At 66.1% G+C, this 19,088-nt stretch carries 21 protein-coding genes; 14 read left to right on the top strand and 7 right to left on the bottom strand.

Annotation, left to right across the window (positions count from 1 at the left end):
* Window positions 1–61: 61 nt before the first annotated feature.
* From DD559_RS01005 to DD559_RS01030, 6 genes are all read left to right on the top strand, one after another.
* A complete protein-coding gene (locus tag DD559_RS01005) occupies window positions 62–805 on the top strand; it encodes a dienelactone hydrolase family protein (protein ID WP_116467553.1) in 744 nt (247 codons plus the stop codon).
* Between the two features lie 56 nt (window positions 806–861).
* A complete protein-coding gene (locus DD559_RS01010) occupies window positions 862–1,515 on the top strand; it encodes an NUDIX domain-containing protein (RefSeq protein WP_116467554.1) in 654 nt (217 codons plus the stop codon).
* A 9-nt stretch (window positions 1,516–1,524) separates the two neighbouring features.
* On the top strand, window positions 1,525–1,980 hold the full coding sequence (locus DD559_RS01015; protein WP_116467555.1) for a DUF2721 domain-containing protein: 456 nt from the start codon (window positions 1,525–1,527) through the stop codon (window positions 1,978–1,980).
* 126 nt (window positions 1,981–2,106) lie between these two features.
* Window positions 2,107–2,988: an AraC family transcriptional regulator gene (locus DD559_RS01020; protein ID WP_116467556.1), complete on the top strand. Its 882-nt coding sequence runs from the start codon at window positions 2,107–2,109 to the stop codon at window positions 2,986–2,988.
* A 416-nt stretch (window positions 2,989–3,404) separates the two neighbouring features.
* The gene (locus tag DD559_RS01025) at window positions 3,405–5,294 is read left to right on the top strand and encodes a ribonucleoside-diphosphate reductase subunit alpha (protein ID WP_116467557.1); all 1,890 of its coding nucleotides are present in this window, start codon (window positions 3,405–3,407) and stop codon (window positions 5,292–5,294) included.
* A gap of 90 nt (window positions 5,295–5,384) precedes the next feature.
* Entirely contained in the window at window positions 5,385–5,798 is a 414-nt protein-coding gene (locus tag DD559_RS01030; protein ID WP_240610069.1) for a DUF559 domain-containing protein, read from the top strand.
* A 143-nt stretch (window positions 5,799–5,941) separates the two neighbouring features.
* Here DD559_RS01030 and DD559_RS01035 read toward each other — a convergent pair whose 3' ends face one another.
* Window positions 5,942–6,205, bottom strand: a complete 264-nt coding sequence (locus tag DD559_RS01035; protein WP_116467559.1) for a DUF2171 domain-containing protein — start codon at window positions 6,203–6,205, stop codon at window positions 5,942–5,944.
* Between the two features lie 98 nt (window positions 6,206–6,303).
* Between DD559_RS01035 and DD559_RS01040 the strand changes: the two genes are divergently transcribed.
* The 5 genes from DD559_RS01040 (at window position 6,304) to DD559_RS01060 (ending at window position 8,751) form a co-directional block, all read left to right on the top strand.
* Complete coding sequence (locus DD559_RS01040; RefSeq protein WP_116467560.1) at window positions 6,304–6,639, top strand: hypothetical protein; 336 nt, start codon at window positions 6,304–6,306, stop codon at window positions 6,637–6,639.
* Window positions 6,636–6,857 carry a hypothetical protein gene (locus tag DD559_RS01045; RefSeq protein ID WP_116467561.1) on the top strand — a complete coding sequence of 74 codons (222 nt, stop codon included), beginning with the start codon at window positions 6,636–6,638 and terminating at the stop codon, window positions 6,855–6,857. The genes DD559_RS01040 and DD559_RS01045 overlap by 4 nt, the downstream gene beginning before the upstream one ends.
* Window positions 6,854–7,171 carry a hypothetical protein gene (locus DD559_RS01050; RefSeq protein ID WP_116467562.1) on the top strand — a complete coding sequence of 106 codons (318 nt, stop codon included), beginning with the start codon at window positions 6,854–6,856 and terminating at the stop codon, window positions 7,169–7,171. Before DD559_RS01045 ends, DD559_RS01050 begins: the two co-directional genes overlap by 4 nt.
* A 15-nt stretch (window positions 7,172–7,186) precedes the next feature.
* Window positions 7,187–8,239: a ribonucleotide-diphosphate reductase subunit beta gene (locus DD559_RS01055; RefSeq protein WP_116467563.1), complete on the top strand. Its 1,053-nt coding sequence runs from the start codon at window positions 7,187–7,189 to the stop codon at window positions 8,237–8,239.
* Window positions 8,240–8,343: 104 nt separating this feature from the next.
* Window positions 8,344–8,751, top strand: coding sequence for an NUDIX hydrolase (locus DD559_RS01060; RefSeq protein ID WP_116467564.1), 408 nt, complete (start codon window positions 8,344–8,346; stop codon window positions 8,749–8,751).
* Window positions 8,752–8,920: 169 nt separating this feature from the next.
* Here DD559_RS01060 and DD559_RS20235 read toward each other — a convergent pair whose 3' ends face one another.
* The 5 genes from DD559_RS20235 to DD559_RS01085 form a co-directional block, all read right to left on the bottom strand.
* Entirely contained in the window at window positions 8,921–9,055 is a 135-nt protein-coding gene (locus DD559_RS20235; RefSeq protein WP_276308170.1) for a hypothetical protein, read from the bottom strand.
* A gap of 137 nt (window positions 9,056–9,192) precedes the next feature.
* Window positions 9,193–11,793, bottom strand: a complete 2,601-nt coding sequence (gene metH, locus DD559_RS01070; protein ID WP_116467566.1) for a methionine synthase — start codon at window positions 11,791–11,793, stop codon at window positions 9,193–9,195.
* Between the two features lie 129 nt (window positions 11,794–11,922).
* A complete protein-coding gene (locus tag DD559_RS01075; RefSeq protein WP_116467567.1) occupies window positions 11,923–12,969 on the bottom strand; it encodes a homocysteine S-methyltransferase family protein in 1,047 nt (348 codons plus the stop codon).
* Between the two features lie 135 nt (window positions 12,970–13,104).
* Window positions 13,105–14,004 carry a methylenetetrahydrofolate reductase gene (gene metF / locus DD559_RS01080; RefSeq protein ID WP_116467568.1) on the bottom strand — a complete coding sequence of 300 codons (900 nt, stop codon included), beginning with the start codon at window positions 14,002–14,004 and terminating at the stop codon, window positions 13,105–13,107.
* A gap of 14 nt (window positions 14,005–14,018) precedes the next feature.
* Entirely contained in the window at window positions 14,019–14,969 is a 951-nt protein-coding gene (locus tag DD559_RS01085; protein ID WP_116467569.1) for an ArsR/SmtB family transcription factor, read from the bottom strand.
* Window positions 14,970–15,085: 116 nt separating this feature from the next.
* On the opposite strand from DD559_RS01085, the gene DD559_RS01090 reads away from it, so the two are divergent.
* Genes DD559_RS01090 through DD559_RS01100 form a run of 3 tightly spaced genes read left to right on the top strand, consistent with a single transcriptional unit; the run spans window position 15,086 to window position 16,536 of the window.
* Window positions 15,086–15,319 (top strand): hypothetical protein, encoded by a 234-nt coding sequence (locus DD559_RS01090; RefSeq protein ID WP_116467570.1) that lies wholly within the window; start codon window positions 15,086–15,088, stop codon window positions 15,317–15,319.
* A 39-nt stretch (window positions 15,320–15,358) separates the two neighbouring features.
* Complete coding sequence (locus DD559_RS01095) at window positions 15,359–16,309, top strand: aldo/keto reductase (RefSeq protein WP_116467571.1); 951 nt, start codon at window positions 15,359–15,361, stop codon at window positions 16,307–16,309.
* Window positions 16,309–16,536 carry a hypothetical protein gene (locus tag DD559_RS01100; protein WP_010543862.1) on the top strand — a complete coding sequence of 76 codons (228 nt, stop codon included), beginning with the start codon at window positions 16,309–16,311 and terminating at the stop codon, window positions 16,534–16,536. Before DD559_RS01095 ends, DD559_RS01100 begins: the two co-directional genes overlap by 1 nt.
* Before the next feature lie 99 nt (window positions 16,537–16,635).
* Here the strand turns inward: DD559_RS01100 and DD559_RS01105 are convergent, their stop codons facing one another.
* Window positions 16,636–18,942, bottom strand: a complete 2,307-nt coding sequence (locus DD559_RS01105; protein WP_206364546.1) for a TonB-dependent receptor domain-containing protein — start codon at window positions 18,940–18,942, stop codon at window positions 16,636–16,638.
* Window positions 18,943–19,088: the final 146 nt, after the last annotated feature.

Below are 19,088 nucleotides of genomic sequence, written 5' to 3' on the forward strand. Positions count from 1 at the left end.
TTGCGTATGCACCGCTTCCGCGCCACCCGATCCTTCGCCTCCCCCGAAACACGGATCGACGATGATCATTCACAGCCACGAAGTCCAGGATATCGATGTGCCCGGCAGCGGCACGATGCGGATGCATCTGTTCCGCCCCGCGGTGGAAGGGCGCTTTCCCGGCCTGCTCCTGTTCTCGGAAATCTATCAGGTGACGGCGCCGATCCGGCGGCTGGCGGCAATGCTGGCAGGCAACGGCCATGTCGTCGCCGTGCCGGAGGTCTATCACGAATTCGAACCGGCCGGCACCGTGCTCGCTTATGATCCCGCCGGCACCGATCGGGGCAATGCGCTCAAGATCACCAAGCCGGTCGCCGCCTTCGACGCGGACGCCGGTGCCGCGCTGACGGCGCTCGCCGCCCACCCGGCCTGCACCGGCCGGCTCGGCACGTTCGGGGTCTGCCTCGGCGGCCATCTCGCCTATCGCGCGGCTCTCGATCCCCGCGTTTCGGCGGCGGCGTGCTTCTACCCGACCGATATCCATTCGGGCACGCTCGGCGAAGGGCGCGCCGACGACAGCCTCGCCCGGATGGCGGAGCTGCGGGCGCAGATCCTGTTCGTCTGGGGCCGGCAGGATCCGCACATCCCCTTTGCCGGACGCGAAGCGATTCGCGCGCGCCTTGAAGCCGTGGGCGCCTCCTATGCGTGGCACGAGGTGAACGCGCAGCATGCCTTTCTCCGCGACGAAGGTCCGCGCTACGATCCCGCGCTTTTCCTCGAAACCATGGCGCTCACCCTCGCTTTTTATCGGCGCACGCTGGCCTGACGATCCCGGACCAGGCTGAACCCGATCCGCCAGCAGGAAAAGGAATCCCCCGCACCATGACGTCCGACATTCCCGCCGCACCCGAAGCCGGGCATCGGATCGAGACGGTCGAAACCGTCTATCAAGGCTGGGGCCGGATGCTGCTCGCCACGCTGGTCACGCCCGATGGCAGTCACATCACGCGCCAGATCGAGGATCATGGCGATGCCGTCGCGGTGCTCCCCTATGATGCCGATAGGGGCACGGTGATGCTCGTTCGCCAATCGCGGCCGCCCCTGCTGCTGCGCGGCCGCACCGAACCGCTGTTCGAAGCGATCGCCGGCCGCGTCGATCCCGGCGAGCTGCCCACGGAGACCGCACGCCGCGAGGCGATGGAGGAAGCCGGACTGCGCCTGACCGTATTGGCACCGGTCGGCGATTTCCATGCGATGCCGGCGGTGTCGACGGAGATGCTGACGCTGTATCTGGCACCCTATGCGGCGGTGGACCGCATTGCCGCCGGCGGCGGAATCGCCGCCGATCACGAGGATATCGAGGTGGTCGAGCTGCCGCTCGCTACCTTGTGGGCAAGGGGCATGGCGGCGCTGGCCGATATGAAGACGGCGCTGCTGGTCCTTGCGCTTCGCGAACGCCTTGCCGCAGGCGCCTGGCCGCCCGCCGCCGGATCGGGCGGCTTGGCGCTTGCACCGCCCGCCACCCCACCTGCATAAGGGCCGTGCATGGAAGGCCCCTATCTCTCCACCGTATCGGAAACGATTCAGGCCGCGATCGCGCCGGTGTTTCTGCTCGCCGGTATCGGCGCCTTCCTCAACACGATGGTCGGGCGGCTTGCCCGTATCGTCGATCGGGCCCGCTCGATCGAGGAACTCCATCCCCGTTCCAGCGGCCCCGAGCATGAACGCCATGTGTGGGAGCTGCGCATCATCGATCGCCGCATCTCGGTGATCAACAACGCGATCTTCCTGTGCACTGCCAGCGCGCTGGCGATCTGCCTCGTCGTCGCGCTGATGTTCGTTTCCCGCCTCGCCAACCTGCATGTCGGCATCTGGGTGGCGGTGGCCTTCATCATCTCGATGCTGCTGCTGATTTCGGGCCTGATCTATTTCCTGATCGAAGTCCGCATGTCGCTGCGCGCGATCCATGTTCGCGAGGAACTGCTCGAACTCGATCGCTGAGGGTCTGTTTGGAAATGCGCCGTGACGCATGTCGCGGCTTTCCGAACAGAGGCGGAGCGGTTCCGCAAGATCGGTCGGGCAGCGCCGCGAACGTCCGCCTAGCAAGGCGTCGCCACGGAGGAACCGATGCAGACGCCCCTCGCCCGCTACCATGCCCGGATGCAGCGCGTGCTCGACCATGTCGACACGCATGCCGAGGACGATCTCGACCTGGAGACACTGGCGGGCGTCGCGGCGTTTTCGAAGCATCATTTCCACCGCCAGTTCAGCGCGCTGTTCGGCCTGTCGGTGCATCGTTATGTCCAGCTCGTGCGGATGAAGCGGGCGTCGTACCGCCTCGCCTATCGGCCGGGCGAAGCGATCACCGGCATCGCGCTCGACGCCGGCTATGACGCGCCCGAGGCGTTCGCCCGAGCCTTCCGCCAGCGCTTCGGCCAGGCGCCCTCGCAGTTCCGCGCGGCGCCGGACTGGCATCCCTGGCACGCGGCCCTCGCGCCGCTCACCGTAGCCCGGAGACAGACGATGCAGACCCGATTCACCCTCGACGACGTGACCACGCTCGATTTCCCCGCCACCCCGGTGGCATTCCTAACCCACCGGGGCGATCCCGCCCGGCTCGGCGATACGATCCGCCGCTTCATCGCCTGGCGCAAATCCAGCGGCCACCGCCCGCCGGCCAGCGCCACCTACACCATCTTCCACACCGATCCGCGCACCACGCCGCCCGAAGACTATCGCCTCGATCTCTGCGCGGGCACCGCCCGTCCGGTGGCGGAGCCGGCGCACGGGATCGAACCCGGCCTGATCCCGGCCGGCCGCTGCGCGATGCTGCGAGTGGTGGGCCAGGCCGACGACCTCGAACCCGCGGCGCTCTTCCTGTATCGCGAATGGCTGCCGGCAAGCGGCGAGGAGCCTGGCGATTTCCCGCTTTTCGCCCGACGCGTCGCCTTCTTCCCCGACGTGCCCGACCACGAAGCCGTGACCGAGCTCCACCTGCCGCTTCGTTAAATCTGCGGTAACCGTCGGTGACCCGGCCACCGATTCATCCCCCAAAATTTATTTGCAGTTCTACGTTCGTTCCCTTGCCTTTTCGGAAGGCAAGGGAAGACCGCGCGTCGCGCCGTTTTCGCCCACCCTCCGGCGCCATGAAGCGAGTCATTTCGGCGACGAGGCGTTGCAATCCCGCCCGATTTGGGCTCTTGTGTCGGAACGCCGATTGGCACAATCTGTTGTGGTCGTACCAAGGGGCAAGCCCAAGCACTGGTAACCTGTTGTCCGCACCCCCACATGCGGCACGGGTAGACTCGCGCCGGGCGCCGGGCCGATGGACACTTTTTGTTCTCGCGCAAACCCGGCTGGTGCTACGATCGCTACGGTGCCCCGAGTCGGTTGTTGCGTGAAGCAGGAAAACAGGGGTCCGAGTCATGGAATTCAGGGACAGTGAGAACAGCGTGAACGAGACCGCCACCATCGAAGCCGCCGCCGCCAGCACGGCCCTCGACAGCAAGGCGATCGCGCCGCAGCCCTATCCGGTCGAGGTCGATCATGCGCGCGACGCACTGCTCACCGATTTCGGCAAGGAGACGCTGAAGGACCGCTATCTGCTCCCCGGCGAAAGCTATCAGGACCTGTTCGTCCGCGTCGCCTCGGCCTATGCCGATGATCAGGCGCATGCTCAGCGCCTGTACGACTATATCTCCAAGCTGTGGTTCATGCCGGCCACCCCGGTGCTGTCGAACGGCGGCACGGGCCGCGGCCTGCCGATCAGCTGCTATCTCAACTCGGTGCCGGACAGCCTGGACGGCATCGTCCAGACCTGGAACGAGAATGTCTGGCTCGCCTCGCGCGGCGGCGGCATCGGCACCTATTGGGGCAGCGTGCGCGGCATCGGCGAGCCGGTGGGCCTCAACGGCAAGACCAGCGGCATCATCCCCTTCGTCCGCGTGATGGATTCGCTGACGCTCGCGATCTCGCAAGGCTCGCTGCGCCGCGGCTCGGCCGCCTGCTATCTCGACATCAGCCACCCGGAGATCGAGGAGTTCCTCGAGATCCGCAAGCCCTCGGGCGACTTCAACCGCAAGGCGCTGAACCTGCACCACGGCGTGCTGATCCCCGACGCCTTCATGGAAGCGGTGCGCGACGGCCGCGAATGGCAGCTGAAGAGCCCGAAAGACGGCTCGGTTCGGGCCACGGTCGATGCGCGCGCGCTGTTCCAGAAGCTGGTCGAGACCCGCCTCGCCACCGGCGAGCCGTACATCGTGTTCTCGGACCACGTGAACTCGACCATGCCGAAGCACCATCGCGATCTGGGCCTCAAGGTCTCGACCTCGAACCTGTGCTCGGAAATCACGCTGCCGACGGGCCGCGACCATCTCGGCAATGATCGCACCGCGGTGTGCTGCCTGTCCTCGCTCAACCTCGAGACCTGGGACGAGTGGAACAAGGACAAGCGCTTCATCGAGGACGTGATGCGCTTCCTCGACAATGTGCTGACCGACTATATCGAGCGCGCGCCCGACGAGATGGCCCGCGCCCGCTATTCGGCGGCGCGCGAGCGCTCGGTCGGCCTCGGCGTGATGGGCTTCCACAGCTTCCTCCAGGCGCGCGGCATCCCGTTCGAAGGCGCGATGGCGAAGAGCTGGAATCTCCGCATCTTCAAGCATGTCAGCGCGCAGGTGAACGAAGCCTCGATGGCGCTCGCCGTCGAGCGCGGCCCCTGCCCGGACGCCGCCGACATGGGCGTGATGGAGCGGTTCAGCTGCAAGATGGCGATCGCGCCGACCGCGTCGATCTCGATCATCTGCGGCGGCACCAGTGCCTGCATCGAGCCGATCCCGGCCAATATCTACACCCACAAGACGCTCAGCGGCTCCTTCTCGGTGCGCAATCCGTATCTGGAGAAGCTGCTCAAGGAGAAGTCGAAGAATTCCGACGCGGTGTGGAATTCGATCCTGGAGCAGGGCGGCTCGGTCCAGCACCTCGACTTCCTGACGCCGGAAGAGAAGGACACGTACAAGACCAGCTTCGAGATCGACCAGCGCTGGATCCTCGAACTGGCGGGCGATCGCGCGCCGTTCATCGACCAGGCGCAGTCGCTCAACCTGTTCATCCCGGCCGACGTGGAAAAGTGGGACCTGCTGATGCTCCACTTCCGCGCCTGGGAGCTGGGCATCAAGTCGCTCTACTATCTCCGCTCCAAATCGGTGCAGCGCGCCGGCTTCGCGGGCGGGGTCGAGGCCGACAACACGATCGAGAAGCCCAAGTTCGATCTGGGTGAATCGACGGATTACGACGAATGCCTGGCCTGCCAGTGAGGAAACGGGATGGAGGAACGCGGCGCCTCTGAAAACCCCTCTCCCCCTGTGGGAGAGGGAGGGGCCCGCGCTGCGCAGCAGCGTGGGAGGGTGAGGGGGACACGGGGCGACCAAAAGCCCCGCGGCAATGCCGCCGGCCTCACCAAGCGCCAGCTTCTTCCGTCCACTACCGCTACCCGCTCGCGCGCGCATCGCCGCGATGCGGGTCCCGTCGAACGGACATTATGGGCAGCGCTGCGCCGCGCGCTGCCGCACGCAAGGTTTCGCAGACAAGTGCCGATGGGTGTCTATCACGCCGATTTCTGTTCGCATGGCGCGAAGCTGATCGTCGAAGTCGACGACGCGACGCATGCCGTGCGTAGGGATCGCGATGCGGTGCGCACGCGGTTCCTGAACGGCGAAGGCTATCGCGTGCTGCGCTTCTGGAACAACGAGGTGATGACCAACCTCGATGGCGTGCTCGCGGAAATTGCGCGGCATGTGGATGCGGGGGGCCAGGCGTGAACCCGCGCCCCCCTCACCCTTCCGCCGCTTCGCGGCTCCCTCCCTCTCCCACAAGGGGAGAGGGAGCAGGTCGTCGTTTTTCCCTCTCCCCTTGTAGGAGAGGGAAGGGTGAGGGGGATACGGTCCTCCCCCACCCCAACCGCTCAAGCCTCTTCTTCGAAAATCTCCACCGCGACATCGGCGTTGGCGGAAAGGCGCACCTTGTCGCCCTCCACTTCGGCGACCAGGCCACCAGAGATATAGTGATGATGCCCTTCATGGCTGCCCTCGGCGCCGTCGATCTGGGCACCGGAGTCCTTCTTGGTCAGCTTGATGCGGTCGCCTTCGACCTTGTCGACGGTGCCGACATGGACGCCGTCGGCGCCGATGACTTCCATATGCTCCTGGATCGCGCTCAGATCTGCCATGAGTCTTCTCCTGCTGGGGGTTCGCGCATCAAACGCTCGCGCACGGCAATCGATGCACGCCGCGTCGCGCGTCGTCAGCCATACCAAGGGATAGCCGCATGAAGCCCCGCACCCTCCTCGCCGTCGCCGCCCTCACCCTGCTCGCCGCCTGCGCGCACCAGGTGCCGAGCGCGGTGCAGCCGCAGGCGCCGGGCTTCCTCGCCGGGCTGTGGCACGGCTTCATCTTCCCCGCCGCCTGGGGGCTATCGCTGATTTTTCCGGACGTCGCGGTCTATGCGGTGCCGAACAATGGCGGCTGGTATGATTTCGGCTTCTTCATCGGCGTGGTGTTCTTAGGGGTAGGCGCGCAGGGTGGCCGCAAGGTCGTCTATCGCGAGCGCGTCATTGTGCGCGATGGGATGAAGACCGTCCGCGGACGGGTGATCGACCAATGACACGCACGCTCGCCATCCAGGCTGGCCTGGGCATCGCTTCGGGCACGGCGGGACTGATCGTCCTCCTCCGCCCCGCGGCGGCGCGCGGGCTGCTGCGCATGGAGGCCAGCGAGCCGGCGACCTATGCGCTGCGCATCGCCGGCATGATGCTGGTCGCGCTCGGCCTGTTCCTCACCGGCTTCGCGCTGGCCTTTGCGAGCGCGGGAGGGGTGGCGTGAGGGATACCGTCCAACTCGAGCGCGGCGGCTATCAAGCAACCGGTAAACACTGGTTTGCCCTGAAGCTGATTATAGGCCTCGGCATTTTGGGGCTGCTCAGCATGCTGCCCGTCAAAGACAACATCATGCACTGGGGATATGTCGCCGTCGCATCCCACGGGATTTTCGAGGCCCTTCGACTTCTTCTCACGCCCCACCGCAGCCATGAGGCGGCTGAGGAAGGCCAGTCACCTCGTACCATTCGCGTTCAAGGAGCATTGCTGCTGGTTGCCTGGGCAGCGATCCTATTCTTCGCCATTCAAAAATTGTTCTGATCCGGAGTACCCCAGATGTCGCTTCTCGAAGCCCGCAAGACCTACAAGCCCTTCGAATATCCCTGGGCCTATGAATATTGGAAGCGCCAGCAGCAGGTGCACTGGCTGCCGGAGGAAGTGCCGCTGGGCGAGGATTGCCGCGACTGGGCGCAGAAGCTGTCGGATCACGAGCGCAACCTGCTGACGCAGATCTTCCGCTTCTTCACCCAGGCCGATGTGGAAGTGCAGGATTGCTACCACGAGAAATACGGCCGCGTGTTCAAGCCGACCGAGGTGAAGATGATGCTCACCGCCTTCTCCAACATGGAGACGGTGCACATCGCGGCGTACAGCCACCTGCTCGACACGATCGGCATGCCCGAGACCGAATACAGCGCCTTCCTCCAGTACAAGGAGATGAAGGACAAGCACGACTATCTCGCCACCTTCGGCGTCGACACCGACGAGGATATCGCCAAGACGCTGGCGATGTTCGGCGGCTTCACCGAGGGGCTGCAGCTGTTCGCCAGCTTCGCGATGCTGATGAACTTCCCGCGCTTCAACAAGATGAAGGGCATGGGCCAGATCGTCACCTGGTCGATCCGCGACGAGAGCCTGCACTGCGAAGGCATCATCAAGCTGTTCCACACCTTCTGCAAGGAGCGGAACTGCATGACGCCGAGCGTGCGCGACGACATTCTGGACATGTGCCAGAAGACCGTCCGCATCGAGGACGCGTTCATCGACCTGGTGTTCGAGATGGGCCCGGTGAACGGCATGACGCCGAAGGACATCAAGAAGTACGTCCGTTTCATCGCCGACTGGCGCCTTGGCCAGCTGGGCCTGAAGCCGATCTACATGATCGACGAGCACCCCCTGCCCTGGCTCGCCCCGCTGCTCAACGGCGTGGAGCACGCCAATTTCTTCGAGACGCGGGCGACCGAATATTCGAAGGCAGCGACGCGCGGCAACTGGAACGAGGTGTGGGACAGCTTCGACAAGCGCCGCCAGGCCAAGACCAGCACCATCGCCAACGAGGATGCGATCGAAGGCGACATGTTCGCCAAGGCCGGCATCGCGGCGGAGTAACGATCCCCGCGCCAAGGCGGTCGCATTGGTGTTTGCGCACGCCCTCCCTGCTTGCAGGGGCGGCGTGCGCCCGAGCCCAGACCTAACCGAAAAAGCCCCACCCCATGCCTCCCCAAGCCCGCACGATCCGCATCGCCGCCGCGCTGATCCTGGACGATGCAGGCCGCCTGCTGCTGGTCCGCAAGACGGGCACCGCCTGGTTCATGCAAGCCGGCGGCAAGATCGAGGCCGGGGAAACCCCGCTCAATGCGTTGCAGCGCGAGCTTCACGAAGAGATCGGCCTGGTGCTGGAAGCAGACGATGCCCGCTATCTCGGCCGCTTCACCGCCCCGGCCGCCAACGAGCCCGGCCACATCGTCGAGGCGGAAACCTTCCATGTGCGGATGCGGGGCACAGCCGCCATCCAGGCCGAAATCGAACAGGCCATCTGGGTCGATCGGATCGCGGCGGCGGCGCTACCCCTCGCCCCCCTCACCTGCGATCACCTCCTGCCCCTCTCCGCGACGCTGTGACCAGCCCGCAGGGGCATTCGGACGCCTTGTAGAGGCTGTGTCGCTCCCAATATGTTCGATAGTCTTTGAAACCGTCGAACGGCATGTGCTTCCGGTGCCGCGCACGCAAAGATGCGATTCGCCTGAACTTCCTCAACTTCGCGCAACCTTCGGCAACCTGCCGCACGGCTCAGAACAGCGCCAGAATCGCCCGCAACAGATCGGCGATGCCGCTGGCGCTGACCGGCAGCACCAGCAGGATCAGCGCATAGATCAGGAACATCCGCGTCAGGAATCGCTCGCGGCGGCCCGGCGGGGCGGGCATGGGTCTCGGCGGCTCGGGCCGCGGCCAGACGCGATTCTCATCGAAGAACATGCCCGGACACGCTGCCGCACCGCGTCTCCACCCGCAACCACCCCTTGGGTCAGCCGTGGGGAGTGCGCGACCGGCACCCCGCCGGCTCAGTCCAGATTGGGCCGCAGATAGCGCGCCGCCAGTTCCTCGCTGATGCCGCGGCGTACGGCATAGTCCTTGAGCTGGTCCGGCCCGACGCGCGCCACGCCGAAATATTCGGCTTGGGGGTGCCCGAAATAGAAGCCCGAGACCGCCGCCGTGGGCAGCATCGCGAAGCTCTCGGTGAGGCTGATGCCGGTGCGCTTGTGGGCGCCCAGCAGGTCGAACAGGATCGGCTTGAGGCTGTGTTCGGGGCAGGCCGGATAGCCCGGCGCCGGGCGGATGCCGCGATACTGCTCGCGGACCAGCGCGTCATTGTCGAGCTGCTCACCCTCGGCATAGCCCCACAGCGCGGTGCGGACGAACTGGTGGAGCCGCTCCGCGAACGCCTCGGCAAGACGGTCCGCCAGCGCCTTGAGCAGGATGTCCGAATAGTCGTCGATCGCCGCCTTGAAGCGGGCGAGGTGCGGCTCGATGCCATGAATCGAGACCGCGAAGCCCCCGATCCAGTCGCCATCATGATCGATGAAGTCGGCCAGGCACATGTTCGCCCGGCCCTCGCGCTTGGCGATCTGCTGGCGCAGGAACGGCAGGCGGACATGGCTCTCGTTCTCGAGATGCACGATCACGTCGTCGCCCTCGCGGCGGCACGGCCACAGCCCGGCGACGCCGCGCGCGGTGAGCCAGCGCTCGGCGATGATCTTGTCGAGCATCTTCTGGGCGTCGGCGAACAGCGAGGTCGCGCTTTCGCCGACCACTTCATCGGTGAGGATCGCGGGATAGTTGCCGGCCAGTTCCCAGGCGCGGAAGAAGGGCGTCCAGTCGATATAGTCGCGCAGGTCCTTCAGGTCCCAGTCGTCGAACGTGTGGACGCCCGGCATGCGCGGCTTGCCCGGCTTGAGGCTCATGTCGGCCTCGAACGCGTTGGCGCGGGCGTCTTCCAGCGGCAGCAGCTCGCTCTGGCCCTTGCCGGCGCGGGCTGCACGGACATGCTCATACTCGTCCGCCACCTTGGCGACGTACGGATCGCGCTGGGTGTCGGAGACCAGCGCCGTCGCCACGCCGACCGCGCGGCTGGCGTCGAGCACATGCACCACCGGGCCGGTATAGGCCGGGTCGATGCGCAGCGCGGTGTGGACGCGGCTGGTGGTCGCCCCGCCGATCAGCAGCGGCATGGTCATGTTCGCGCGCTGCATTTCCTCGGCGACGGTCACCATCTCGTCGAGGCTGGGGGTGATCAGGCCGGACAGGCCGATCATGTCGGCATCGTTGTCGATCGCCGCCTGGAGGATGGTCGACCAGGGCACCATCACGCCCAGGTCCACCACGTCGAAGCCGTTGCACTGGAGCACGACGCCGACGATGTTCTTGCCGATATCGTGCACGTCGCCCTTCACCGTGGCGAGCACGATCTTGCCCTTGCCCTTGGCGCCTTCTTCCTTCTCCGCCTCGATATAGGGGAGCAGGTGGGCGACGGCCTTCTTCATCACGCGGGCGGACTTCACCACCTGCGGCAGGAACATCTTGCCCGAACCGAACAGGTCGCCGACGACGTTCATGCCGTCCATCAGCGGGCCCTCGATCACCTCGATCGGGCGCGCGAAGATCTGACGGCATTCCTCGGTATCCTCGACGACATGCGCATCGATGCCCTTGACCAGCGCATGCTCGAGCCGCTTGGCGACCGGCCAGCTGCGCCACTCGGCCGCCTGCTTCTCGGCCACCGCATCGGTGCCGCGATACTTTTCGGCCAGCGCCACCAGCCGCTCGCCGGCATCGGGATCGCGGTTGAGCACCACGTCCTCGCACGCCACGCGCAGCTCGGGGTCGATCGCGTCATAGACGTCGAGCTGGCCGGCGTTGACGATCGCCATGTCCATGCCCGCGGGGATCGCGTGGTAGAGGAACACGCTGTGCATCGCCCGGCGCACCGGCTCGTTGCCGCGGAAGCTGAACGACAGGTTCGACAGGCCGCCCGAGATATGGACGTGCGGGCAGCGCTTCTTGATCTCGCGGCACGCCTCGATGAAGTCGACGCCGTAATTGTTGTGCTCCTCGATGCCCGTCGCCACCGCGAAGACGTTGGGATCGAAGATGATGTCCTCGGGCGGGAAGCCGATGCCGGTGAGCAGCTTGTAGGCGCGCTCGCAGATCTCGACCTTCCGCTGCTGCGTGTCCGCCTGCCCCACCTCGTCGAAGGCCATGACGACCACGGCCGCGCCGTACGCCATGCACTTGCGGGCGTGCGCAAGGAACGCCTCCTCGCCTTCCTTCATGCTGATCGAGTTGACGATCGGCTTGCCCGAGACGCACTTGAGCCCCGCCTCGATCACGTCCCACTTGGAGCTGTCGATCATCACCGGCACGCGGGCGATGTCCGGCTCGGCGGCGATCAGCTTGAGGAAGGTGGTCATCGCCTCGACGGCGTCGAGCAGGCCCTCGTCCATGTTGACGTCGATCACCTGCGCGCCGTTCTCGACCTGCTGGCGCGCGACTTCGACCGCGGCGGGATAGTCGCCGGCCATCACCAGTTTCTTGAAGCGGGCCGATCCGGTGACGTTGGTGCGCTCGCCGACATTGACGAAGTTGGTGGAGGAAGGCGTGGTCATGATCAAAACTCATCCCCCTCCCGCTTGCGGGAGGGGCTAGGGGTGGGCGCCCGCTATCCACGGGCCGTATCGCTGGAGGCGAGCGGGCGCCCACCCCCGACCCCTCCCGCACGCGGGAGGGGAGAGAAGTCACGCCGCCATGGTGAACGGTTCGAGGCCGGCGAGCCGCGTGCGCACTTCCGGCGTGGGGATGCTGCGCGGGCTGAGCCCCTGCACCGCCTTGGCGATCGCGCCGATATGCGCGGGCGTCGAGCCGCAGCAGCCGCCGAGGATGTTGACCTGCCCCGCATCGGCCCATTCCTTGACGAGGCCGGCGGTGGTCGCCGGCAGCTCGTCATAGGCGCCGAGTTCGTTGGGCAGGCCGGCGTTCGGGTACACCATGATCAGCGTGTCGCAGAGCGCCGACAGCGTCTTCACATGCGGGCGGAGCTGCTCGGCGCCGAACGAGCAGTTGAGCCCGATCGTCACCGGCTTGGCATGGCGCACCGCGTGCCAGAAGGCCTCGACCGTATGGCCGGAGAGGTTGCGGCCGGACAGGTCGGTGAGCGTCATCGACAGCATGATCGGCAGGTCGCGGCCCAGCGCCTCGCCCGCTTCGATCGCCGCCATGATGCCGGCCTTGGCGTTGAGCGTGTCGAACACCGTCTCGATCAGCACGAAGTCGATGCCGCCTTCGACCAGCGCGTCGATCTGCTCGCGGTAGACGTCCTTGAGGTAATCGAAGTCGATCTCGCGATAGCCGGGATCGTTGACGTCGGGGCTCAGCGACAGCGTCTTGTTGGTCGGCCCGAGTGCGCCGGCAACGAAGCGCGGACGGCCGTCCTTGGCCTCATACTCGTCGGCGATGCTGCGGGCGAGCTTCGCGCTCTCGATGTTGATCTCGCGGACCAGATGCTCGGCGCCGTAATCGGCCTGGCTGATCCGGTTGGCGGAGAAGGTGTTGGTCTCGGCGATGTCGGCGCCGGCCTCGAAATAGGCGCGGTGGATCGAGCCGGGCACCTCGGGCTTGGTCAGCGCGAGGATGTCGTTGTTGCCCTTCTGATCGTGGCTAAGGCCCAGCGTGCCGGCATAGGCGGCCTCGTCGAGCTTCCAGTTCTGGATCTCGGTGCCGAACGCGCCGTCGGTGATCAGGATGCGCTTGGCGGCTTCGCCCAGCAGTTTCTCGCGTGCAGTCATGTCAAATTCCTCTCCCCCTCCCGCGTGCGGGAGGGGGTTGGGGGGTGGGCCCCCGCCATCCACGAGCGATGCATCAGGTGGTGAGCGTGGGCCCACCCCCTGCCCCCTCCCGCTCGCGGGAGGGGGTTCAAAAGATCAGGCCGCCGCTACCGCCGCCTGCTGCCGCGGGCGCAGGCCCAGCAGGTGGCAGATCGCGTAGCTCAGCTCGGCGCGGTTGAGCGTGTAGAAGTGGAACTGCCGCACCCCGCCCGCATAGAGCTTGCGGCACAGTTCCGCCGCAAGCGTCGCCGAAACCAGCTGCCGCGCCGCCGGATGGTCGTCGAGCCCCTCGAACGCCTTCTCCATCCAGGCCGGCACGTCCGTCCCGCACATCGCCGACATCTTCACCACGCTGGCATAGTTCATCACCGGCATGATGCCCGGCACGATCTCGGCATCGATCCCCGCCGCCGCTGCGCGGTCGCGGAAGCGCAGGAAGGTCTCGGCCTCGAAGAAGAACTGGGTGATCGCGCGGTTGGCGCCGGCGTCGATCTTGCGCTTCAGGTTGTCGAGATCGGCCTCGGGGCTCGGCGAATCCGGGTGGCATTCGGGATAGGCGCTCACCGAAATCTCGAACGGGTGGAGCCGGCGCAGACCCGCGACGAGATCGGCCGCATTCTCATAGCCGCCGGGATGGGTGCGATACTTCTCGCCGGCGCGCGGCGGATCGCCGCGCAGCGCCACGATATGCCGCACGCCCGCCGCCCAATATTCCTCGGCGATCTGGTCGATCTCCTCGCGGGTCGCCTCGACGCAGGTCAGGTGCGCGGCAGCAGCCAGCGGCGTCTCGCGCGCGATCTTCGAGACCGTGGCATGGGTGCGCTCGCGCGTCGTGCCGCCGGCGCCATAGGTGACGCTCACGAACCGGGGCCCGAGCGGCGACAGCGTCTCGATCGAGGCCCAAAGCGTCTCTTCCATCTTCTCGGTCTTGGGCGGGAAGAATTCGAAGCTCACCGCCACATCGCCCGCCACATCGGCGAACAGGGGCGGTGCCATGGGGTCTACGATACTCATGCCGCCTTCACCTTTTCCACGCTCTCCCCGGTCTTGCGACCGAGCCATAATTTCACCGTCAGTGCGCCGCCTTCCAGCGTCTGCACCTGCACCGGGGCGAGCCCGGCGCGATCGAACCAGCCGAGCATCTGCTCGTCCGAGAACCCCAGTCGCGCATGCGCATCGCGGGTGCGCAGCTCCTCGCGCTCGTGCGGCGCGAAATCGACGATCAGCAGCCGCCCGCCGGGGCCGAGCACGCGTGCGGCCTCGCCGATCGCCGCCGCCGGCTGCTGTGCGAAGTGGAGCACATGATGCAATATAGCAGTATCCGCAGCGCCATCCGCCAAGGGCAGCGCATAGAGATCGGCCTGGCGCAATTCGGCATGGCCGAGATCGGCGAGCTTGGCGCGCGCCAGCCGCAGCATTTCGGAGGAACGATCGATCCCCAGCGCCTGCGCGGCGCGTGGCCCGAACAGCTCGAGCATCCGACCGGTACCGGTGCCGATATCGACCAGCGTGCCGAGTGACCCTTCGCCCAGCGCCGCCCCCATCGCCGCCTCGACTTCGCTCTCGGCGACGTGGAGCGAGCGGATCGCGTCCCACTGGCCGGCATTCGCCTCAAACCAGCTTTCCGCAGCACTGGCCCGGTCTGCACGGACCGCCGAGAGCCGCGCCTGATCGGCGACCACCCAGGGGTCACCCGCCATCTCCCAGGCATCGAGTGCCGCCAGCACCGGAACGGTCACCGCCTGCCGGCCGAGCGCCACGAACACCCAGCTGCCTTCCTTGCGGCGCTCGGCCACGCCGGCGTCGCACAGGATCTTCACATGGCGCGAGACGCGCGGCTGGCTCTGCCCCAACACCTGCGCCAGTTCCCCCACGCTCAGCTCCATCGCGCGCAGCAGCGCGACGATCCGCAGCCGGGTCGAATCCGCAAGCGCGCGGAAGATGGCGAGAGGTTCGGTCATGGGTGGGATAGAGATATAAAGATATCTTTATATCTGGTCAACGCATCGCTGCGCGGTTGCGTGCGTTTGCGGCTCTGGCTAGCCCGAGCCCAAACCCCGTGAAGGAACCCCTTTCCATGCGCAAGCTTCTCCTCCTCCCCGTCGCCGCCGTTGCGCTCACCGCCCTTGCGGCCTGCGGCAACCAGGCGAAGAACGAAGCCGCCGAAGCCAATGAGGCGATGGCCGGCGACAGCAACACGATGGGCGACGCGGTGGCCGATGTGAACGCAGCCGAAGACGCCGCGTTCGCGGATGCGGAAAATGCCTATACGGGCAACACGACAGCGATCGGCAACGAGATCGTCGATTGAGGCGTTTGCCCAGCCTTCCCCCTTTCCCGGAGCATGCCAATGCCGCCTCTTCGCCCGCTCGGCGCCTCAGGTCTTGAGATCACGCCGCTCGTTCTCGGCGGCAACGTCTTCGGCTGGACCGCCGACAAGGCCGCCAGCTTCCGCATCCTCGATCGCTTCGCCGAGCGCGGCGGAGTGATGATCGACACCGCCGATGTCTATTCTGCCTGGGTCTCGGGCCATCAGGGCGGCGAATCCGAAAGCGTGATCGGGGAGTGGCTGCGCAGCTCGGGCAAGCGCGACCAGGTGCTGATCGCCACCAAGGTCGGCATGTTGCCCGGCGAAGGCGGCGAGAAGCTGGCCCCGGCGCGCATCGCGGCGGCGGCCGAAGCCTCGCTTCGGCGGCTCGGCGTCGAGACGATCGATCTCTATTTCGCGCATCAGGACGATGAGGACGTGGCCCAGGCGGACTATCTCGCGGCGTTCGGCAAGCTGATCGACGCGGGCAAGGTCCGCGCGCTGGGGGCATCCAACTTCCATGCGATGCGGCTCAAGTCGGCGCTCGATCTGGCGGCGAAGGAGGGCCTGCCGCACTTCCGCGTGCTCCAGCCCGAATATAACCTGGTCAGCCGCCGCAAGTTCGAGGGCGAACTGCAGGACCTGTGCATCACCCATAATCTGGGGGTGATCCCCTATTATGGCCTCGCTTCGGGCTTCCTCACCGGCAAGTATCGCAGCGAAGCCGATCTTTCGAAGAGCGTGCGCGGCGGCGGCATGGCCAAGCTGCTCGCCGGGAAAGGGCGCCCGATGCTGGCGGTGATGGACGAGGTTGCGGCCGAGACCGGCGCCAGCCTCGCCCAGATCGCGCTCGCCTGGCTGGCGGCGCAGGACGGCGTCACCGCGCCGATCGCCAGCGCGACCAGCATCGCGCAGCTCGACGAACTGATCGGCGCCTGGGACGTGGAACTCACCCACGACCAGCTTGATCGCCTCACGGCCGCCGGGGCCTGATGACCGCCGCCGACCTGATCGACCGCATCGTCGCGCAGCTCGTCCGCCGCCATGGCGGCACCGTGCGGCGCTGGAAGACGGTGCTGGGCAAGGTGCGCGTCTATGACGCCGAGACGCACCCGCACTGCAACTGGTCGCTGGCCCCCAGCGGCGCGGCGGGCGACGTCGCCGCAGTGGAGAAGCTGCTCGACGAGCTGCGGATCACCTACCCGATCGTGACCGGCTGACCCCTCGCGCCGTCATCCAAGCGAAAGCCGGGATGACGAAAAGAAAAAAGGGCGGAGCACTTGGTGCCCCGCCCCCCTTTTTTTCCCCTCCGGCAGCCTTTAGAGGCCAACCTTCAGCGTCAGGAAGAACTGCTGCGGTGCGCCGATCATCAGCGTCTGGTTGTCGCCGCTGTTGCCGAAGCCGTTCGTGCCGATCGTCGATACGTACTTCTTGTCGAACAGGTTGGTGACATTGCCCTGCAGCTCCAGCTTGCGGCCGCCAAGGTCGAACTTGTAGCCCAGCGTCGCATCCACCACCACGCGGCCGTCCACGAACTGGTCGTTGGTGTAGGTGAAGTAGCGCTTGCTCATATAGTTGGCGCCGACGCGGGCGTTGAAGCCCTGGCCGGTCCAGGTCACTTCGCCCTTCAGCATGTGCTTCGGCGAATCGACCACGGTCTTGCCCTTGGTGGGGATCACCGCCGTCGCGGTGGTGACATTGTCGCGATAGGTCGAGTCGTTGTAGCTGTACGAGCCGAACAGCCCGAAGCCCATCGGCAGGCGCACATCGCCCGTCGCCTCGACACCGATCGAGCGCGCGTCGCCCACATTCTGCAGGATCGCCGGGTTGCCGACGATGCCGGCACTCGTCGTCACCGCCAGCAGGCGGTTGCGGAAGTTGACATAATAGCCCGCCAGCGAGCCGGTGAAGATGCCGGAGCGGAAACGGCCGCCCACTTCATAGGTATCCGAGGCTTCCGGCTTGAGCTTGGTCGCGCCGTTGTTGAGCGCGTTGAAGCCGGCCTGCGTCGTCGCGAACGGACCGCTGGTCGCCGCGGACACGAAGGCGCGGGTCACTTGCGTGAAGCCGGCGAACAGTTCGGCGTTCGGCGTAACGCGGTAGTTCAGGCCGACATGCGGCTGGAACCAGTCCGTCACCTTGATCTTGCCGCCGGCCAGTCCGCCCGCGACGATCGGCGTCGCGCGATTGGTGACAGCGAAGCCCTTCCAGCCCAGGTTCGCGGTCAGCGCGCCGAGCTCGATCTTGTCCTGCACGAAATACTGGACGGTGTCGGTCTGGTAGCGCCAATACCATTGGGTGGCGAAGGGGTTGCTCTGGAATTCCAGGCTGTCACGGCCCGGATCGGTGCGGCTATCCAGTGCGTAGAAGCGCCGCGCCTGGCGGAAATTGTTCCGCTCGTACCAACCGCCCACGGTGATGTCGTTGGCGCCGATCTTGGTGCCGATATTGCCGAACACGCCGCCGCGGCGGATGTCATATTCGGTAGTGCGCAGCGACATCGGCACGCCGTTGGGCGAGGCGAGATAGGGAGTGTACCACAGGCCTTGGCCGTGATTGTTGTGGTAATAGCCCTTCAGCACGCCATGGATCGCCGAATCGCTGGTCGTCTCGAGCCCTGCCGACGCGAGATAGTCGCGGCGCAAGCCGGCGGCGTTGTAATAGGCGTCGTCCGGGTTGAGGAACGGCGCGGGATAGACCGTGCCGGCACCCGGGTTCGTCGGGACCACACCGGTGTACCGATTGTTCGCACCGATATCCGAAACCAGGATCGCCTTGGCATAGTCGTTCGAGATATTGTCCCAGCCATAGCCGAGACGCTTGATCATATTGAGCGACATATCCTGATAGTCGTTCTCGCGACGATCGGAGAAGTCGAACGTGCCCACCGCGCGCAGCTCCGGCGTGAGCGGGGTGACGATCTTGCCGTTGACCTGGTTGATGCGCTGCGAACCCCAGCCCTTCCACTTGTCGGTATCCGAGTGGAGGTAGGAGAGGTAGGCGCGGGTGCCGCCCGGGGTCAGCTCGCCGAAATCGAGCCGGCCGAACACGCGCCAGAAATTGTTGCTGCCGCCGGTGGCGTTGACGTCGATGCCCAGCGTCTCCTTGGGATCGCTCGACAGGAATTCGAGCGTGCCGCCAAGGTTGTTGGTCGCCTGGGTGTCGATCGAGCCCGAACCCTGCGACACGCGCGTCTCGGCGATATTCTCGCTGATGATCGCGCGGCTGATGTGCAGGCCGTTGACGTTGCCGTAGCTGGCGTCGCCCAGCGGAATGCCGTCCAGCGTGAAGCCCAGCTGGTTCTGGTTGAAGCTGCGGATCGAGATGCGGCCCGCCCATTCATAGGCACCGAACGGATCGGCGCCCTGGAAATTGACGCCCGGCAGCTTCTCGATCGCCTTCAAGGGGCTGGTGCCCGGCGCGAGCAGCGCGATGTCGCTCTGCGTCAGCGTCTGGATCTGGCGGGTTTCGCCTTTGCCGATCACGACGATTTCGTCGCTGCCCCCTGCGGTGTCGGTATCCGGCAGCACGGCGGCGGTGGTCGTCTGCGCGAAGGCCGCGCCGGAAACGAAGAACGACGTGCCGGCAAGCAGGCCGGCGGCGAGCATACGAATGCGCATGCGCATGAACCCCTTGGAAAGCACCAGGCCCAGTGCCCGTGCTTCGCGGCGGCTACGCGCGCTGCGTTGCAACATTTGGCTGTTGCCGTTGCAGAACGATGGCAGCTGCGCGACATTCCGGTGACGAAGCCGTAAACACGCGGAAATCTCCG

Source organism: Sphingomonas pokkalii, from assembly GCF_003096275.1.
GTDB classification, from domain to species: domain Bacteria; phylum Pseudomonadota; class Alphaproteobacteria; order Sphingomonadales; family Sphingomonadaceae; genus Sphingomonas; species Sphingomonas pokkalii.

What these genes read in the sequence shown, in the direction of transcription:
- DD559_RS01095 (WP_116467571.1), top strand. Translation starts at nt 15,359, where the DNA reads ATGCCGCCTCTTCGCCCGCTCGGCGCCTCAGGTCTTGAGATCACGCCG.
- DD559_RS01090 (WP_116467570.1), top strand. Translation starts at nt 15,086, where the DNA reads ATGCGCAAGCTTCTCCTCCTCCCCGTCGCCGCCGTTGCGCTCACCGCC.
- DD559_RS01085 (WP_116467569.1), bottom strand. Translation starts at nt 14,969, where the DNA reads ATGACCGAACCTCTCGCCATCTTCCGCGCGCTTGCGGATTCGACCCGG.
- DD559_RS01015 (WP_116467555.1), top strand. Translation starts at nt 1,525, where the DNA reads ATGGAAGGCCCCTATCTCTCCACCGTATCGGAAACGATTCAGGCCGCG.
- DD559_RS01035 (WP_116467559.1), bottom strand. Translation starts at nt 6,205, where the DNA reads ATGGCAGATCTGAGCGCGATCCAGGAGCATATGGAAGTCATCGGCGCC.
- DD559_RS01025 (WP_116467557.1), top strand. Translation starts at nt 3,405, where the DNA reads ATGGAATTCAGGGACAGTGAGAACAGCGTGAACGAGACCGCCACCATC.
- metH (WP_116467566.1), bottom strand. Translation starts at nt 11,793, where the DNA reads ATGACCACGCCTTCCTCCACCAACTTCGTCAATGTCGGCGAGCGCACC.
- DD559_RS01010 (WP_116467554.1), top strand. Translation starts at nt 862, where the DNA reads ATGACGTCCGACATTCCCGCCGCACCCGAAGCCGGGCATCGGATCGAG.
- DD559_RS01020 (WP_116467556.1), top strand. Translation starts at nt 2,107, where the DNA reads ATGCAGACGCCCCTCGCCCGCTACCATGCCCGGATGCAGCGCGTGCTC.
- metF (WP_116467568.1), bottom strand. Translation starts at nt 14,004, where the DNA reads ATGGCACCGCCCCTGTTCGCCGATGTGGCGGGCGATGTGGCGGTGAGC.
- DD559_RS01055 (WP_116467563.1), top strand. Translation starts at nt 7,187, where the DNA reads ATGTCGCTTCTCGAAGCCCGCAAGACCTACAAGCCCTTCGAATATCCC.
- DD559_RS01060 (WP_116467564.1), top strand. Translation starts at nt 8,344, where the DNA reads ATGCCTCCCCAAGCCCGCACGATCCGCATCGCCGCCGCGCTGATCCTG.
- DD559_RS20235 (WP_276308170.1), bottom strand. Translation starts at nt 9,055, where the DNA reads ATGCCCGCCCCGCCGGGCCGCCGCGAGCGATTCCTGACGCGGATGTTC.
- DD559_RS01040 (WP_116467560.1), top strand. Translation starts at nt 6,304, where the DNA reads ATGAAGCCCCGCACCCTCCTCGCCGTCGCCGCCCTCACCCTGCTCGCC.
- DD559_RS01075 (WP_116467567.1), bottom strand. Translation starts at nt 12,969, where the DNA reads ATGACTGCACGCGAGAAACTGCTGGGCGAAGCCGCCAAGCGCATCCTG.
- DD559_RS01105 (WP_206364546.1), bottom strand. Translation starts at nt 18,942, where the DNA reads ATGCGCATGCGCATTCGTATGCTCGCCGCCGGCCTGCTTGCCGGCACG.
- DD559_RS01100 (WP_010543862.1), top strand. Translation starts at nt 16,309, where the DNA reads ATGACCGCCGCCGACCTGATCGACCGCATCGTCGCGCAGCTCGTCCGC.
- DD559_RS01045 (WP_116467561.1), top strand. Translation starts at nt 6,636, where the DNA reads ATGACACGCACGCTCGCCATCCAGGCTGGCCTGGGCATCGCTTCGGGC.
- DD559_RS01005 (WP_116467553.1), top strand. Translation starts at nt 62, where the DNA reads ATGATCATTCACAGCCACGAAGTCCAGGATATCGATGTGCCCGGCAGC.